Raw genomic sequence first — 15,041 nt, 5'->3', positions numbered from 1 at the left:
GGGTCCACGCCCCCTACCGCAGCCCCTCGTCCAACGCCTCCCGCCACTCGGCCACGGCCTCCACCGAAACCGGACCGTCCCAGCCCTCGGGCCGCGCCGCCCCGCCGATGTGGAACGCGTCGATCCCGGCGACGAGCAGCGTCGGCACATGATCGAGCCGCAGTCCGCCCCCCACCAGAATCCGCTGCTCATACCCGGGCTCCCCACTCCGCGCCGCCTCGGCGAGCAACGTGGGAAGCCCGTCATCCACCCCCACCGCCGACCCGGCCGTGAGATACGTGTCCAGCCCCGGCATTCCATCCAGCTGCTTGCGCAGCGCGTCCCGGTCCGCGGCCCGGTCGATGGCCCGATGGAAGGTCCACCGGCACCCGTCCAGCTCACCCACCACCCGCTCGACGGCCTCCAGATCCACCCCGCCATCGACATCGAGAAACCCGAGCACGAACTCCTCGGCCCCGGCGCTCCGCATCGCACGAGCCATCCGCACCACCCGCTCGACGTCCCCCACCGCGAAGCCGTCCGCGAGCCGCAGCATCACGCGCAGATCGATGCCGACGGCGGCGCGGATCCCGGCGACGGTCTCGACCGCCGGGGTCAGCCCGTCGGCCGCCATGTCGGTGACCAGTTCCAGCCGATCCGCACCCCCGGCCTGGGCGGCGACCGCGTCCTCGACCCCGAGGGCGATCACCTCCAGGACTGCACGCTTGCTCATGGGACCCCATTCCTCGGCATTCGACGGCGGCTACAGGTCTAGTCCAATCCAAGGGTACGGGGTGGAGCAGCCGCAGCGGAGGAGGGCCGCCCACTTGGCCGACTCCCGACGGTCGCCGGAACGGTCACCCGAAGATGTTCAGCTCCCCCGCCTCCGCCCCCGCGAGCTCGTACGACGCCCCCTCCACCGGCCGCCCCGCATACAGCCGTACGAGCGTGGCGGCGGACCCGATGTACCGCGCCGGCGGCCGTGGGGCGGCCGCCTCACCAAGGCGCAGGGGCTCGTCGACGTCGTCCAGGTCGGCATGCAGAGGCACATGCCGGCGCTCCCGGGTCAGCCACGCGAGCAGCCGGAGCGCGTCCGGCAGCCCGGCACCCGCGTACGCCCCCGGCTCACCGAGCACCTCCCGTACGTCCCCGGCGTGCACCCACTCCCCGAGGGCGATGCCGTCCAGCGCCCCGCCCGCCTTGGCGATCACCGGACCGGCCTCGGTCATCCCGCGCTCCAGCTCGTCGACGACCCGCGCGTTGCTCCAGCCGGCGCGCTCGGCGATGTCCCGGTCGTTGGACTCGGGCGAGAACACGCCCTTCTCGAACCGGTTCTCCACCACCCGCATCAACGCGGCCGAACAGTGCGCCAGCACATCCCGCACCGACCACCCCGGACACGCGGCGGTCGGCAACGCGAAGTCGGCGTCCGCCCGCGCCCGCAACAACGGAACCAGCGCGTCCCGCTCGACGACCAGCAACCGCCCCGGCAGCTCGGGATCCCGTACCTCGTGCACGTCAGCAGAAGTCATGGCGTCCACGCTAGGGCCTGTCCGGCGGATCAGGCCGGCTGCACGGAACGGCACCTCATCAGCGCAGGTGAGCGGGGTCTGGTGCGGCCGGCTGCAAGGCGGAGGAGCCGTGTCGATCAGCCGCTTCCGCGGCGGGCGACGCGATGGGGGTGCCCCCGCGCGAGGCCGCCCGCCCGGCCCTTCGGGCGGACGACGGGAATTTGACGACAGGACCTAGGGGCCCGCGCACCCGCCCGGGAGGACGCCACCGCGCGCGTCACAATGACGCCATGGCCGATCCCCACGCCCTCGACGCCCTCCGCACCCGCTTCACCCGAGCCATCGACGCGGTCCGCCCCACCACCAACCCCGACCCGGCCCCGTACGCCGACAACCTGCTCACCCGCTGGCAGGAACCCCAGCGCCGCTACCACACGCTCACCCACCTCACCGCGGTCCTGGACCACATCGACGAGCTGGCCGAACACGCCGACGACCCGGACGTCGTACGTCTCGCCGCCTGGTTCCACGACGCGGTGTACCTCCCCGACCGCTCAGAGAACGAGGAGCGCTCCGCCCGGCTCGCCGAGCGCGCGCTCCCCGAGGCCGGTGTCCCCGCGGAGCGGACCGCCGAGGTGGCCCGCCTCGTCCGCCTCACCGCCACCCACGACCCGGCTCCGGACGACCGCGACGGCCAGGTCCTGTGCGACGCCGACCTCGCGATCCTCGCCGCGCCGCCCTCCGCGTACGCCGCCTACACGGCCGCCGTCCGCGAGGAGTACCACTTCGTACCGAACGACGCCTTCCGCGAGGGCCGCGCCGCGATCCTGCGCCAACTCCTCGCTCTGCCAAGCCTGTACAGCACGCCGTACGGCAAGGAGAAGTGGGAGGCCACGGCCCGCTACAACCTCTCCTCCGAGCTGGAAATGCTGTCGCTCTGACCAGCCCGCCGCCGTAGCCTGCACGGCATGCGAGACATAAGCGGGGAACGCGTACAGGAAGCCGTGGCCGGCTGCGTGGCACTGCTGCGGACGGCGGCGGACCGGGACTGGACGGCCGTCCGGGCCGGGCGGCTGGAGTGGGACTGCCAAGCCACCGCGTTCCACATCGCGGAGGACCTCATCGCCTACGCCGCCAACCTGGCCGGACGCGCCCAGGACGACTACGTCCCCTTCGAGATCACTCTCGACGAGGGCACCGACAACGAGGGCCTGCTCCACGTCATCGAGACCACCGGCGCATTGCTCACCGCCACCATCCGCATCACCCCCCGCGAGGCGCGCGGCTTCCACCCCTACCCGTTCCGCAGCGCGAACCGCGACGGCTTCGCCGCGATGGGCGTCGCCGAGGTGCTGCTCCACACGCACGACATCGCCGAGGGGCTCGGCCTGGCATACGAACCGCCCTCCGAACTCCCCGAGTTCGTGCTCACGACGATCTTTCCGCGCGTCCAGCCCGGCCCCGACCACTGGCGCACCCTGCTGTGGGCCACCGGCCGCGGCGATCTGCCCGGTCGCGGGCCCGTCACCGAGTGGCGCTGGCAGAACAACCTGGTCATCCCCACCGACCGCCTCACCCTCCAGGGCGTCACCCCCGCGGCCGCCGCCGACCTGAGCGCGGGCGGTGACGGCGGGTTCTCGTGGGTCGTGGGCGGTCCCTTCGAGGGGACGAGGGATGCCGCCGGGATGGTGCTGAAGGCGTACGAGGCGGGCGTGCACCGGCCCGAGTTCGGCCTGTTCGTCCTCGTACGGAAGGAGGACGACCTCGCGGTCGGCGGCATGGGCTTCCACGGCGCCCCCGACGAGGAGGGCCGGGCCGAGGTCGGCTACGACCTCGTGGAAGGCGCGCGCGGACGCGGCTACGCGAGCGAGGCGCTGCGCGCACTGTCGGAGTGGTCCCTGGCCCGGGACGACGTACAGCTCCTCTGCGCGACCATCGACACCGGCAACCTTCCGTCCCAGGGCGTCGCCACGCGCGCGGGTTACGTACGGGCGACCGTGGAGGAGGAGCGGACCGCGCACGAGGAGCGGGACATGGACCCGGCGCTCCGGCTCTACATCCGCCGCAGGGGGTAGGCCACGCACACGTGACCCACGTCACCTTCGCTCACGTCACATCCCGCCGAGCCGTTCCGTCATATCTGCGTAACCGACGACAACGGCAGAGGAGTTGGCCATGAGCGCCCGCCTGAACATCCTGGGGAACCCGACCATCGGCAAGGCCGTCAAGCACTTCGCCGCGGCCGGCAAGGTGGTGCAGGACTCATCGCTGCCCGTCAGCACGCAGCACCTGATTACCCTGCGCGCCAGCCAGATCAACGGCTGCGGCTTCTGCACCGACATGCACAGCAAGGACGCCGTGGCCGCCGGCGAGGACTGGCTGCGCCTCAACCTGGTGGCGACCTGGCGGGAGGCCACCTGCTTCACCGAGGCAGAGCGTGCCGCCCTGGAGCTCACCGAGGAGGGCACCCGCATCGCGGACGCGGCCGGCGGGGTCCCGGACGAGGTCTGGGAGAACGCCGCCAAGCACTACGACGAGGAGCAGCTCGGCGCCCTGGTTCTCCTGATCGGCATCATCAACACCTTCAACCGGCTGAACGTCCTGGTCCAGCAGCCCGCGGGCAGCTACCAGCCCGGCCAGTTCGCCTGACCGGGACCGAGAACGCGAGGCCGAGGGGGCGTCAGCCCCGTCCCCGCCCCTTCGGCCTGCGCAACCCCGCCCCCCTGCAACAACCGCACCACCTCACGGCTGCTGACCTCCACGGCACCGGCGCGCACGGCGTCGGCGTACCGGTGGGAGGGGATGTCGTAGTGATCCCGCTCGAAAGCCCGGCGCGGCACGCCCAGCTCCTCGGCGAACGTGTGCAGCTCGTCGTACGACACGTCGCTGACGAGGTGCGACCACATCCGCCCGTGGCCCGGCCAGGTCGGCGGGTCGATGTAGATCGTCACGACGGCGCGTCTTCCCGCACGGGGACAACCCGTTCGCCCATGCGGAGGACTTGTTCCCCCACCAGGACGCCTGTTTCCCTCACGAGGACGGCCCGCCGCCCGTGATGGCGGATCCGAGCGCCCCGACCGCCGCGACCCGCACCCCCGCCTCATGGCACACCCAGTGCGGATCGGGCCCCAGCTCGGGCTCGATGTCGAGTGCGTGCGGCTCGCCGGAGCGGCACACCGGGCACAGCGGCCAGCGGCCGTAGTTGTCCAGCAGTGCGTCCTGTACGTCCTGGGCGACGAGCCCGGCCACGTACGCCGCCCCGTCCGGCCACTGCGCCACCCACCAGCGCCGCTGTACGACCGACTCCTCGACCAGCGAGACGACGTCCGCCTCGGCGACCTCGCCCGCGACCAGGTCGGCGAGCACCAGGGCGCGAGCCGTGTGCAGCGCCTGTTCCAGCGGACCGATGGGTTCCATGGACCCATTGTGCGCACTCTTGACCACAACGCCGAGCCGAAAATATCTTTCATCCGTGACCCAGGAAGTGAAGGAAAGTTTCGGCAGCGGTCCTGGAGGGCCCCCGCCCGCCCCCGCCGCCCTCGCGGCCAAGGTGCGCACCCTCGCCCCGTCGATGACCCGCTCCATGCAGCGCGTCGCCGAAGCGGTCGCGAACGACCCGGCGGGCTGCTCGGCCCTCACGGTCACCGGCCTCGCCGAACGCACCGGCACCAGCGAGGCCACCGTCGTACGCACCGCCCGACTCCTCGGCTACCCCGGCTACCGCGACCTGCGCCTCGCCCTCGCCGGCCTCGCCGCCCAGCAGCAGTCGGGCCGCGCCCCCGCCATCACCACCGACATCGCGGTGGACGACCCGATCGCCGACGTGGTCGCCAAGCTCGCCTACGACGAGCAGCAGACCCTCGCCGACACGGCCGCCGGTCTCGACACGGGCCAGCTGGGAGCGGCGGTGTCGGCTGCCGCCGGGGCCCGCCGTATCGATGTGTACGGCGTCGGGGCGTCGGGGCTGGTCGCGCAGGATCTGACGCAGAAGCTGCTGCGGATAGGGCTGATAGCCCAAGCCCACAGTGATCCGCATCTCGCCGTGACGAACGCGGTGCAGTTGCGGGCGGGTGACGTGGCCATCGCCATCACGCACTCCGGGTCCACCGGTGACGTCATCGAGCCGTTGCGGGTCGCGTTCGAGCACGGGGCCACGACGGTTGCCATCACCGGGCGGCCGGACGGGCCCGTGACTCAGTACGCCGATCACATCCTTACGACGTCCACGGCGCGGGAGAGTGAGCTGCGGCCTGCGGCGATGTCATCGCGGACCAGTCAGTTGCTGGTGGTGGACTGCCTGTTCGTGGGGGTGGCCCAGCGGACCTATGAGACGGCGGCGCCCGCGTTGGCCGCGTCGTACGAGGCGCTGGCACATCGGCATCGCCGATAGGACCGTAGGCCCGACCGTGCACATGAGAAAGAGCCGCACCCCATGACCTCCACATCCAACCCCCGTGATCTCCGCGCCGAGTTGGACGCCCTGACCACCGAGGCCTTCCGGCCCGAGCTCGCCGAGATCGACCAGCTCCCCACCCTCGACATCGCCCGGCTCATGAACGGCGAGGACGCCTCGGTGCCCGCCGCCGTGGTTTCGCGCCTCCCCCAGATCGCCGCCGCCATCGACGCCATCGCGGAGCGGATGGCACACGGCGGGCGCCTCATCTACGCGGGCGCGGGCACCGCCGGGCGGCTCGGCGTCCTCGACGCCTCCGAGTGCCCGCCCACCTTCAACACCGAGCCGGGTCAGGTGGTCGGGCTCATCGCGGGCGGGCCGGAGGCGATGGTCAACTCGGTCGAGGGTGCCGAGGACTCCGCGGACCTCGCCCGCGCCGACCTCGAAGCCCTCGCGCTCACCTCCGCCGACACGGTCGTCGGCGTCTCCGCATCCGGGCGCACCCCGTACGCGATCGGCGCGGTCCAACACGCCCGGGAGCGGGGCGCGTTGACGGTCGGGCTGTCCTGCAACCCGGACAGCGCGCTCGCCGCGGCGGCCGAGCACGGCATCGAGATCGTCGTGGGCCCGGAGCTGCTGACCGGCTCGACCCGGCTGAAGGCCGGCACCGCGCAGAAGCTGGTCCTCAACATGCTGTCGACGATCACGATGATCCGGCTGGGCAAGACGTACGGGAACCTGATGGTCGACGTCCGCGCCTCCAACGACAAGCTGCGCGCCCGCTCCCGCCGTATCGTCGCCCTGGCCACGGGCGCGGCCGACGCCGACATCGAGCGGGCCCTGACCGAGGCGGGCGGCGAGGTCAAGACGGCGATCCTGGTTCTGCTGGCCGGCGTGGACGGGCCGACGGCCACCGGACTGCTGTCGGGGGCGGGCGGCCGGCTGCGGACCGCGCTGAAAAGGGCGGGGAACTGAGCCGACCGCGCTGTTAGCGTGGCCGTATGACGGCACCGACGACGTTCCGCATCGGCGGCGATCTGGAAGTACGACGGCTCGGGTTCGGGGCCATGCACCTGCGGCCCGAATCCGCCGAGGACCGCGCGGCCTGCGTCGCGGTGGCCCGGCGCGCGGTCGAACTGGGCGTCACGCTGATCGACACGGCGCATCTGTACGGCTGGGGAGCGAACGAGGATCTCCTCGCCGAGGCCCTGCACCCGTACCCGGAAGGCCTCGTGATCGCCACGAAGGTCGGCATCCGGCACACGACGTTCGGTGAGGGCTGGCGGCACGCCGGCGAGCCGGACGATCTGCGCGCCCAGGTCGACGAGGCCCTGCGCCGGCTGCGCCTGGACCGCATCGAACTGCTCCAACTGCACCGCCTGGACCCGGGCGTACCGCTCGCCGACCAGCTCGGCGCGCTGCGCGACCTGCGCGACGAGGGCAAGATCGGGCGGATCGGCCTGTCGGAGGTGACGGCCGAGGAGCTCGCCGAAGCGCTGTCGGTCGTCGACATCGCGAGCGTCCAGAACCGCTACAACCTCCTGGACCGCGAGCACGAACCCGTAGTGAAGGCCTGTGAGGCGGCGGACATCGCGTTCCTGCCGTGGCGGCCGGTGGCGGCGGGCACGTCCGGGGCGCGGTCGTCGGAGATCGCCGCGGTGGCGGGGGAGGTCGACGCCACGCCGACCCAGGTCGTCCTCGCCTGGCTCCTCGCCCACTCCCCGGTGATCCTCCCGATTCCGGGGACGTCGAGCGTCGCGCACCTGGAGGAGAACCTCGGGGCGGACGCCGTGCGGCTCACCCGGGAGCAGTACGACCGGCTGAATCGCGCCGCCGAATCGGACTGAGGCGAGCATTCCGGGCGTCGCGCCGTCGGCGTTCGTCCCCTGCGTCAAGCCGGCCACAGAAACCCTCAGGCCGCGCACAACCCTGCCCCGGTCACGTTGGTCTTGCCTCCGTGAACTCTGCGCCGCAACCGGGCGCAGGGCGTTGAGCACGGGAGAAGCACCATGTCGGCCACTGCCATTCGTCGTACCGTCCTGACCGCTTCCGCGGTCTCCCTCGCGCTTCTGGTCACCGCCTGCGGTGGCGGCGAGCAGGGCGGTGACGACCAGGGGGCCAAGGGCGGCACCAACTCCGACAAGCCGGCGGCGAAGGCGCTCACCGCCGCCGAGTTGGAGAAGCTCGTGGTCGCCAAGGGCGATGTGAAGGGCCACGAGATCACGAAGCCGGGGAAGGCGGACGTCTTCGAGCCCGGTTCCGTGTCCGTCGACAAGGCCGAGTGCGACCCCGTCGGTCAGGTGCTGTCGGCCCTGCCGGCGGGCAAGCCGGCGGCGAGCGTCCAGCGACTCGTGGTCCAGGAGCCCGAGGCGGCCAAGAAGGAGATGCCCTCCCTGGAGGAGCTCGCGGAGATGACGGAGGAGGAGGCCGCCGCGGCGACCCTCGACTCGCTCGACATCACCAAGACGATGACCTCCCTGTGGTCCTACGAGGCCGACGGCGCCGAGCAGGCGCTCGCCGCGCTGCGCGAGGCCGGCAAGAAGTGCGCCGGGGGCTTCTCCATGACGATCGACGGGGAGAAGCAGCAGGTCACCAAGGTCAGCGAGGAGAAGGTCTCGGCCGGCGAGGACGCCGTCGCCTGGACGGTGGCCACGAAGCAGGACGGCACCCCCGGCGAGACCAAGGTCGTCGTCTTCCGACAGGGCACCACGCTCGCGGGCTTCTCGTCCTTCAACATCGCCTCGGTCACCCGCGGCGAGGCGTTCGAGCAGCCGACCGCCGTGATCGAGGCGCAGGCGACCAAGCTCGGCTGACGCCTGTGGGCGGCCGAATGCCGCCCGAGCGCTCAGGCGTCGGGTTCCGAGCCGTCTTCGGAACCCGACGCCACGCCGGCGCACGTCGCCCTGCGGCTACGGCTGGAACTCGCCGAGGGCCAGGTCGTCCAGCCTGTCGACCGACGGCGTGCGCGAGATCAACCTCCCTGCTGCGGAGGGGCTTTGGCGATGCGCCCCACCAGTTGGCACACTGCTGCCCACGCGGCTCGGACGACCCGGGCCACAAGCTGACCGTGAAGTTGCAGATCAAGGACCGGGCCGCCGGAGGAACCAACCCCGAGATCGGCCGTCGGCAGTCGGGATCCTGGAACGACGAGGTCTGAGTTGGACCGTCGACGACTCGTCCTCATCCGGGGCGGCGACGACACCGGGTCCGACAGCATCGGGACCGGGTACCTGATCGCTCCACGTCTGGTGCTCACCGCCCGGCACGTCGTCGAGGAGAGGCCGGCTTGGGGTGTGAATCAGCGGTCAGTCCGCCACGGCCTCGATGAGGGAGAACGGCGCGGCTTCCTTGAGCGGGGTGACCGAGGTGAGGGACAGGCCCGCCCGGCGGCACACCTCCTCGAAGTCCCGCCGGGTGCGCTCCCGGCCGCCCACGTTCACCAGCATGTTGAGGTCGCTCAGATAGGTGACCCCGCCGTCTGTGACCTCGGCTCCGGCCCCGGTGTCGACGACTTCGGGCAGCACCGGCTCCACGATCAGGACGAGCCCGCCAGGGGGCAGCACCTCGCGGCAGTGGCGCAGGATCGTGACCGCCTGGTCGTCCGTCCAGTTGTGCAGGATGCTCTTCATCAGGTAGAGGTCGGAGCCTTCGGGGACGCCCCTGAAGAAGTCCCCGGCGACCGGTGAGCAGCGGTCCGTCAGGCCGTGCCGCTCCAGCGTCCTCGGAGCCTCGGCCAGGCCCTGCGTCGTGTCGAGGACCACGCCGGTGAGGTGCGGATGGGCGTCGAGTACGGCGGCCAGGAGCGTGCCGTCGCCCCCGCCGACGTCCGTGACCCTGGTGAACCGGCCGAAGTCGAAGGCGCGCGGCAGCGCGGCGGCGGTCTCCGCGACGGCCTGGCTCATCGCCGCGTTGAACTCCGCTGACAGCTCTGGGTGTTGGCCGAGGTGACTGAAGAAGTCCGTGCCGAAGACGGTGTCGAAGGCGATCTCACCGGTGCGCACACTGCTGTCGAGGTGCTCCCAGGCGCGTACGATCGCCGGCTCGGTGAACATCCGCACGAACGACGTCAGGGAGTCGGGGTGGCCCGGGTCGAGGAGGGCGCCCGCGGGGGTCATCGAGAAGGTGTCGGGAGCGTGTTCCGTCAGCAGGCCCAGGCCGGCCAGGGCACGCAGCAGTCGGGTCATGGGCTGGGGCTCGGTCCCGGCGGCGACGGCCACCTCGGCGGCCGGGCGCGGGGTCTCGCCGAGCAGCACGGGCACCCCCAACCGCACTGCCGCGCGCAGGGTTTGCGCGGCCATGCTGCCGAAGGCGAGCCGGACTATCAGGTCGCGGTCAGTGGTGTCGGGTGCTCGGACGTCGGTGTCGGCCGTGTTCGTCACGGGCGGCTTCCTTTCGTGGGTGGTGGAAACGGGGGTGTGATGCGACTACGGCGCGGCGGACCCGGAAGGTGCACCTACGGCGCGGTGAACCCGCAAGGCGCCGGCCGGCATGGCTACGGCACCGGACTAGCCCGCCGACGTAGCCATGCCGGCCAGCGCGCCCGGCGTACATCCCGCGAGGGCGAGTACGTCCCGATGGAGATGCGGCTGGTCGGCGTATCCGCAGGCCAGCGCGACGTCACTGATGCTCGCGCCGGCGCAGAGCGCCCGGGCGGCGTGATCGAAGCGGACCAGCATCGCGGCGCGCTTCGGGGTGAGGCCGATCTGCGCGCTGAACCTGGACCACAGCCGCTTGCGGCTCCACCCGCAGGAGGCCGCGAGGTCAGCCACCCGCACCCGGCCTCGACGGGCCACGATGGTGTCCCATACGGCGGCGACCTCCGGGGACATCGAAGGCGCTCCCGCAGCCCGCTCAGCGAGGAACTCGTCCGTCAACCCGAGCCGTTCCCGCCACGTCCCCGCGTCGGCCAACCGCTCGCGCAGGAGCCGCTCATGCCGCCCCCACAGGTCCTCGAGCCCGGTGACGGTCCCGTCCAGTTCGCGCGGAGAGACACCCAGCACCGCATAGGCCGCCCGCGGTGACAGGCACACCTCGACGCACTCGACCCGCTCACCGCGGATGCGGGCGGGGCCGGGCGACAGCGACGCTACGAGGCTCCGCGCGGGCCGGGACGCGGCGCCGCTCCGCACCGTCATCGGGTCGTCCCCGAGCCCGATGACGACGACCACGGCGGGCTGCGGAAGCACCCGCATGTCCAGCCCGGCGGCTACGCGGTCCCGGAACCCGGCCATCCGGACGCCGTCGAGGGCCGGGCGGCCGACAGGGACGGCGACCTCCCAGCCGTCCTCGGCCTCGCGATGCACGGGGGCGGACCCCATCTGGTGGCGGCGCATGCCTCTACGGTCGCCGAGTTCGGCGATCCTGTCTTGGACGAAAATTCCGCCGGACCCAGTCCAGCGGGCCAGGCATAGAGGTCAGAACCTGACCTCAATGCCTTCTAACGTGAGTCTCGACCGATGGAACAGGAATCCATGGAGGGCCGAGACATGCAGGACACCACCAGCGCCACCACCGCCGCCGCCACCGCCACCGACGTCACCGACGAGCGCGCCGACCTCCTCGAAGCCCTGGCCAAGCACCGCCACTTCCTGCGCTTCACGACCCGCGACCTCACCGACGAGCAGGCCGGACAGCGCACCACCGCCAGCGAACTCTGCCTCGGCGGCCTGATCAAACACGTCGCGTCGGTGGAGCGGGGCTGGGTGGACTTCATCCAGCACGGCCCGTCGGCCATGGGCGACTTCACCACCATGACCGAGGAGGACTGGGCCGCCCGCGTCGCCGAGTTCCGCATGCTGCCCGGCGAGACGCTGGAGGGCGTCCTGGCCGACTACGCCGAAGTGGCCCGCCGCACCGACGAGTTGGTCGCGTCCCTGCCCGACCTGAACGCCGCCCACCCGCTGCCCAAGGCCCCCTGGTTCGAGCCCGACGCCCAGTGGTCGGCCCGCAGGGTCCTGCTGCACATCATCGCCGAGACCGCCCAGCACGCCGGCCACGCCGACCTCCTCCGCGAGTCCCTGGACGGCGCGAAGAGCATGGGCTGACCGGACCGGAGCGCGCCGACCGGACCCGAAGCGACGACCGGCCCCCGCAGTGCACCGACGCCTGCGGGGGCACACTGGCACCTATGAACCACGCCCAGCTGACCGCCCTCGGCCGAGCCCTGCGCCTACTCGGCGAGCACGGTGAGTCCCTCACCGCCGACACCCCGGACGCCAGACTCCACGAGGTCAAGGCCGACCTCCGCCGCGCCCTCGACCTCCTCGACGAGAGCGTCACCGGCGCCGCGCCGACCACCCGCTGCCCGGAGCACCCGAACGGCCCGGTCGACACCGCCGCCCCCGACCTCTGCCTGCTCTGCGAGACCCGCCGCCGAGCCGCCCGCCGCTCCGAGTTCAACGGCACCGGCCCCGCCGTCCCCCGCTCCCCCGAGCACACGGCGCCCTCCCGCTACGGCGTCCGGGGTGACCGCCCCCAGCCCCAGCAGCGCTGGCTGCCGGAGCTGTGGAACGGCCAGGAGTGGCAGCTCTGCGGCACCCCGCGCCGCGACCGCCGCGAGGCCGAGCTCTATCTCGCCGCCCAGCGCCGCGGCCCGCGCCCCGCCATGGCCTACCGGCTGGTGCACGAGTTCACCGACTACGAGGTACTGCGCGTCTGGGGCACGCCGGTGAAGGTCGACATCGAGCCGCTGGGGAACCTGTAGGTACCACCAGCCACTACTTCGCCGCCGCCCCCACCTGCTCGGCCGCGCCCTCAGCCACCGGCTCCCCGCCCGCGGCCACCGCCTGCCGCGGGATGAACGAAGCCACCACGAAGGCCAGCAGCGCGGCGCCGGCGCCCACCGCCAGGACCACCTTGAAGGCGTTCTCGGACGGGAGGGCGTACCCGCCGAGGTCGGTCGTCATCTGGGCGAGGATCACGCCCGCGACCGCACTCGCCGTGGACGTACCGAGGGACCGCATCAGCGTGTTGAGGCTGTTCGCGGCGGCCGTCTCCGACGCGGGCACGGCGCCCATGATGAGCGCGGGCATCGAGCCGTAGCCGAAGCCGACACCGGCGCCGATGACGCAGGCCACCAGGATGAAGTGCCAGACCTCGGACATCAGGACGATGTTGAGGCTGTAGCCGGCGGCCACGATCAGGACACCGATCATCAGCGTGACCTTCGGGCCCTTGGCCCGGGATATCGCCGCGGACACCGGGGCCGTGGCCATCATGACCAGACCCGACGGCGCCATGCACAGGCCCGCCACCAGCATCGACTTGCCGAGGCCGTAGCCCGTCTGCGCGGGGAGCTGGAGGATCTGCGGGATGACCAGGCTCATCGCGAACATCGCGAAGCCCACCGCGATCGAGGCCAGGTTGGTGACCAGCACCTGACGCCGGGCCGTCGTCCGCAGGTCGACCAGCGGCTGCTCGATGCGCAGCTCCCACCAGCCCCAGGCGAGCAGGATCACGACCGCCGCCGCGAACAGGCCGAGCGTCGTGCCACTGCCCCAGCCCCAGTCGGCGCCCTTGGAGATGCCGAGGAGCAGGCAGACCAGCCCGGCCGCCATGCCTGTCCCGCCGACCAGATCGAAGCGCCCGCCCGTGCGCACCTTCGACTCCGGCACGAGCAGCAGCACGCACACCAGCGCCACGACACCCATCCCGGCCGACGTCCAGAACAGCACGTGCCAGTCGAAGCTGTCCGCGATGAGCGCGGCGGCGGGCAGCCCGAGCGCGCCGCCGATGCCGAGGGATGCGCTCATCAGCGCGGTCGCGGAGCCGAGGCGCTCGGCGGGCAGTTCGTCGCGCATGATGCTGATGCCGAGCGGGATCACACCGGAGGCCAGACCCTGGAGCACCCGTCCGACGATCATCGGCACCAGCGACTCACTCAGGGCACAGACCACGGAGCCGCTCACCAGCAGCACTACGCTGACCAGCAGCATCCGCCGCTTGCCGTACATGTCCCCGAGCCGTCCCATCACGGGCGTCGCCACGGCCGCCGCGAGCAGCGTCGCCGTGACCGCCCAGGCGGTGTCCGACGCGGGGGCGTCGAGCAGCCCGGGCAGCTCCGGGACGATCGGGATGACCAGCGTCTGCATCAGCGAGACGACGATCCCGGCGAAGGCCAGCACCGCCACCACGGCGTTCGGCCGCGGCGGGGCCGAGCCCCCGGCCTCGGCGGGAGGGGCAGGGCTTTCGGACATGGCGGTGCCTCCGTCGGCGTACGAGCGCGGGGCACACCTGCCCGGCACGGGGCAACTTTAAGTCAGTTGATTGACTTACTCAAGCGACGCAGGTCACGCCTCCCGCTCCACAAACGCCGCCACCTGTTCCTCGCCCAGCTCGTACACCGTCTCGTGGGCCCGGGGGTCGCACGCATGGAAGGTGTGGAACATCGGCCCCGCCGCCCCGTCCAGCTCCACCAGCGAGGCCGACGCCCCGCGCACGGCTCGCTCCGTTCCGGGCGCGGCCGTCAGGTCGATGCGGTTGACCACGCCCGGCGTGACCCACACCGGCACCGACTCCAGCAGCCCGCAGAGCTGGAGGTGGTAGTGCCCGGTCAGCACGACCCGTACGTCACTGCCCCGGATCACCTCCCCCAGCTCGCCCGGGTTCCGCAATCCGAAGAACGGCTGGGTCGCCGAGATGTCGAGGCTGATCGGCGGGTGATGGAAGGCGAGGACGGTCCCGCGCTCGGCCGGGGTGCTCAACACCCCCTTCAGCCACTGCAGTTGGCGCGCGCCCAGCTCGCCGTACACCTTCCCCGGCACCAGCGAGTCCAGCGTCACCAACCGCAGGCCCCCGACCGTGCTCACCGCGGCCCGCTCCGACGCCTCGGACTCCAGCACCAGCACCGGCTCAGGGTGCCCGCTGCCCAGCACCTTGCCGAAGGCGTCCCGCTCGTCGTGGTTGCCGGTCGTGTAGAACACCGGTGCCCCAAGCCGCCGGGCGAACTCGCCCACCAGATCCCGTACGGCCGTGTACGCCTCCACGGCCCCGTCGTCGGCGATGTCCCCGGTGACGACGACCGCGCCCACGTCCCGGAGATGGCGCAGTTCGGCGAGCATCAGCCGCAGCGAATCGGTGGCGTTGACGCCGTACTTATTGGGTGTGTCGGTGCGTTCGAGATGAGTGTCGGAGAGATGAAGGATTCTCATCTCTCCGAC

General features: G+C 72.0%; 17 protein-coding genes. 9 read left to right on the top strand and 8 right to left on the bottom strand.

Annotation, left to right across the window (positions count from 1 at the left end):
* Positions 1-13 precede the first annotated feature (13 nt).
* The gene (locus IF78_RS0138980; protein ID WP_031478872.1) at positions 14-712 is read right to left on the bottom strand and encodes a copper homeostasis protein CutC; all 699 of its coding nucleotides are present in this window, start codon (positions 710-712) and stop codon (positions 14-16) included.
* Between the two features lie 124 nt (positions 713-836).
* The gene (locus IF78_RS0138975) at positions 837-1,511 is read right to left on the bottom strand and encodes a maleylpyruvate isomerase family mycothiol-dependent enzyme (protein ID WP_031478873.1); all 675 of its coding nucleotides are present in this window, start codon (positions 1,509-1,511) and stop codon (positions 837-839) included.
* A gap of 269 nt (positions 1,512-1,780) precedes the next feature.
* Between IF78_RS0138975 and IF78_RS0138970 the strand changes: the two genes are divergently transcribed.
* The 3 genes from IF78_RS0138970 to IF78_RS0138960 all read left to right on the top strand — a co-directional run bounded on the left by IF78_RS0138970 (position 1,781) and on the right by IF78_RS0138960 (position 4,139).
* Complete coding sequence (locus IF78_RS0138970; RefSeq protein ID WP_031478874.1) at positions 1,781-2,431, top strand: HD domain-containing protein; 651 nt, start codon at positions 1,781-1,783, stop codon at positions 2,429-2,431.
* A gap of 27 nt (positions 2,432-2,458) precedes the next feature.
* Complete coding sequence (locus tag IF78_RS0138965; protein WP_031478875.1) at positions 2,459-3,565, top strand: GNAT family N-acetyltransferase; 1,107 nt, start codon at positions 2,459-2,461, stop codon at positions 3,563-3,565.
* A 100-nt stretch (positions 3,566-3,665) separates the two neighbouring features.
* Positions 3,666-4,139, top strand: a complete 474-nt coding sequence (locus IF78_RS0138960) for a carboxymuconolactone decarboxylase family protein (RefSeq protein WP_031478877.1) — start codon at positions 3,666-3,668, stop codon at positions 4,137-4,139.
* Here IF78_RS0138960 and IF78_RS0138955 read toward each other — a convergent pair.
* Together IF78_RS0138955 and IF78_RS0138950 are read right to left on the bottom strand one after the other, a co-directional pair.
* Positions 4,115-4,441: a DUF4031 domain-containing protein gene (locus tag IF78_RS0138955; protein ID WP_078662763.1), complete on the bottom strand. Its 327-nt coding sequence runs from the start codon at positions 4,439-4,441 to the stop codon at positions 4,115-4,117. The two genes, IF78_RS0138960 and IF78_RS0138955, sit on opposite strands and share 25 nt — an antisense overlap.
* 79 nt (positions 4,442-4,520) lie before the next feature.
* Positions 4,521-4,907: a hypothetical protein gene (locus tag IF78_RS0138950; protein WP_031478881.1), complete on the bottom strand. Its 387-nt coding sequence runs from the start codon at positions 4,905-4,907 to the stop codon at positions 4,521-4,523.
* A gap of 55 nt (positions 4,908-4,962) precedes the next feature.
* Here IF78_RS0138950 and IF78_RS0138945 point away from each other — a divergent pair, with 55 nt between their 5' ends.
* From IF78_RS0138945 to IF78_RS0138930, 4 genes are all read left to right on the top strand, one after another.
* Positions 4,963-5,880 (top strand): MurR/RpiR family transcriptional regulator, encoded by a 918-nt coding sequence (locus IF78_RS0138945; protein WP_031478883.1) that lies wholly within the window; start codon positions 4,963-4,965, stop codon positions 5,878-5,880.
* 42 nt (positions 5,881-5,922) lie between these two features.
* The gene (gene murQ / locus IF78_RS0138940) at positions 5,923-6,858 is read left to right on the top strand and encodes an N-acetylmuramic acid 6-phosphate etherase (RefSeq protein ID WP_031478885.1); all 936 of its coding nucleotides are present in this window, start codon (positions 5,923-5,925) and stop codon (positions 6,856-6,858) included.
* Between the two features lie 26 nt (positions 6,859-6,884).
* Complete coding sequence (locus IF78_RS0138935) at positions 6,885-7,730, top strand: aldo/keto reductase (RefSeq protein WP_031478887.1); 846 nt, start codon at positions 6,885-6,887, stop codon at positions 7,728-7,730.
* A 162-nt stretch (positions 7,731-7,892) separates the two neighbouring features.
* Complete coding sequence (locus IF78_RS0138930; protein ID WP_031478889.1) at positions 7,893-8,696, top strand: hypothetical protein; 804 nt, start codon at positions 7,893-7,895, stop codon at positions 8,694-8,696.
* A 492-nt stretch (positions 8,697-9,188) separates the two neighbouring features.
* On the opposite strand, the gene IF78_RS0138920 is transcribed toward IF78_RS0138930, so the two are convergent.
* Positions 9,189-10,262: a methyltransferase gene (locus IF78_RS0138920; RefSeq protein WP_031478891.1), complete on the bottom strand. Its 1,074-nt coding sequence runs from the start codon at positions 10,260-10,262 to the stop codon at positions 9,189-9,191.
* A 126-nt stretch (positions 10,263-10,388) separates the two neighbouring features.
* Positions 10,389-11,216 (bottom strand): helix-turn-helix domain-containing protein, encoded by an 828-nt coding sequence (locus IF78_RS0138915; protein ID WP_031478893.1) that lies wholly within the window; start codon positions 11,214-11,216, stop codon positions 10,389-10,391.
* A gap of 153 nt (positions 11,217-11,369) precedes the next feature.
* Here IF78_RS0138915 and IF78_RS0138910 point away from each other — a divergent pair, with 153 nt between their 5' ends.
* Together IF78_RS0138910 and IF78_RS0138905 are read left to right on the top strand one after the other, a co-directional pair.
* Positions 11,370-11,927 (top strand): DinB family protein, encoded by a 558-nt coding sequence (locus IF78_RS0138910; protein WP_031478895.1) that lies wholly within the window; start codon positions 11,370-11,372, stop codon positions 11,925-11,927.
* Between the two features lie 83 nt (positions 11,928-12,010).
* Entirely contained in the window at positions 12,011-12,586 is a 576-nt protein-coding gene (locus tag IF78_RS0138905) for a hypothetical protein (protein ID WP_031478897.1), read from the top strand.
* Positions 12,587-12,599: 13 nt separating this feature from the next.
* On the opposite strand, the gene IF78_RS0138900 is transcribed toward IF78_RS0138905, so the two are convergent.
* Both IF78_RS0138900 and IF78_RS0138895 read right to left on the bottom strand, forming a co-directional pair.
* Positions 12,600-14,078 carry an MFS transporter gene (locus IF78_RS0138900; protein ID WP_031478899.1) on the bottom strand — a complete coding sequence of 493 codons (1,479 nt, stop codon included), beginning with the start codon at positions 14,076-14,078 and terminating at the stop codon, positions 12,600-12,602.
* A gap of 93 nt (positions 14,079-14,171) precedes the next feature.
* Positions 14,172-15,032, bottom strand: a complete 861-nt coding sequence (locus tag IF78_RS0138895) for a metallophosphoesterase family protein (RefSeq protein ID WP_031478901.1) — start codon at positions 15,030-15,032, stop codon at positions 14,172-14,174.
* Positions 15,033-15,041: the final 9 nt, after the last annotated feature.

It is taken from the genome of Streptomyces bicolor, from assembly GCF_000719285.1.
Lineage (GTDB): Bacteria > Actinomycetota > Actinomycetes > Streptomycetales > Streptomycetaceae > Streptomyces > Streptomyces bicolor.
This window is presented reverse-complemented; position numbering and strand designations above follow the sequence as displayed.

Coding starts and splice junctions, on each gene's coding strand:
- IF78_RS0138980 (WP_031478872.1), bottom strand. CDS start 712: ATGAGCAAGCGTGCAGTCCTGGAGGTGATCGCCCTCGGGGTCGAGGAC.
- IF78_RS0138975 (WP_031478873.1), bottom strand. CDS start 1,511: ATGACTTCTGCTGACGTGCACGAGGTACGGGATCCCGAGCTGCCGGGG.
- IF78_RS0138970 (WP_031478874.1), top strand. CDS start 1,781: ATGGCCGATCCCCACGCCCTCGACGCCCTCCGCACCCGCTTCACCCGA.
- IF78_RS0138965 (WP_031478875.1), top strand. CDS start 2,459: ATGCGAGACATAAGCGGGGAACGCGTACAGGAAGCCGTGGCCGGCTGC.
- IF78_RS0138960 (WP_031478877.1), top strand. CDS start 3,666: ATGAGCGCCCGCCTGAACATCCTGGGGAACCCGACCATCGGCAAGGCC.
- IF78_RS0138950 (WP_031478881.1), bottom strand. CDS start 4,907: ATGGAACCCATCGGTCCGCTGGAACAGGCGCTGCACACGGCTCGCGCC.
- murQ (WP_031478885.1), top strand. CDS start 5,923: ATGACCTCCACATCCAACCCCCGTGATCTCCGCGCCGAGTTGGACGCC.
- IF78_RS0138935 (WP_031478887.1), top strand. CDS start 6,885: ATGACGGCACCGACGACGTTCCGCATCGGCGGCGATCTGGAAGTACGA.
- IF78_RS0138930 (WP_031478889.1), top strand. CDS start 7,893: ATGTCGGCCACTGCCATTCGTCGTACCGTCCTGACCGCTTCCGCGGTC.
- IF78_RS0138915 (WP_031478893.1), bottom strand. CDS start 11,216: ATGCGCCGCCACCAGATGGGGTCCGCCCCCGTGCATCGCGAGGCCGAG.
- IF78_RS0138910 (WP_031478895.1), top strand. CDS start 11,370: ATGCAGGACACCACCAGCGCCACCACCGCCGCCGCCACCGCCACCGAC.
- IF78_RS0138905 (WP_031478897.1), top strand. CDS start 12,011: ATGAACCACGCCCAGCTGACCGCCCTCGGCCGAGCCCTGCGCCTACTC.
- IF78_RS0138900 (WP_031478899.1), bottom strand. CDS start 14,078: ATGTCCGAAAGCCCTGCCCCTCCCGCCGAGGCCGGGGGCTCGGCCCCG.
- IF78_RS0138895 (WP_031478901.1), bottom strand. CDS start 15,032: ATGAGAATCCTTCATCTCTCCGACACTCATCTCGAACGCACCGACACA.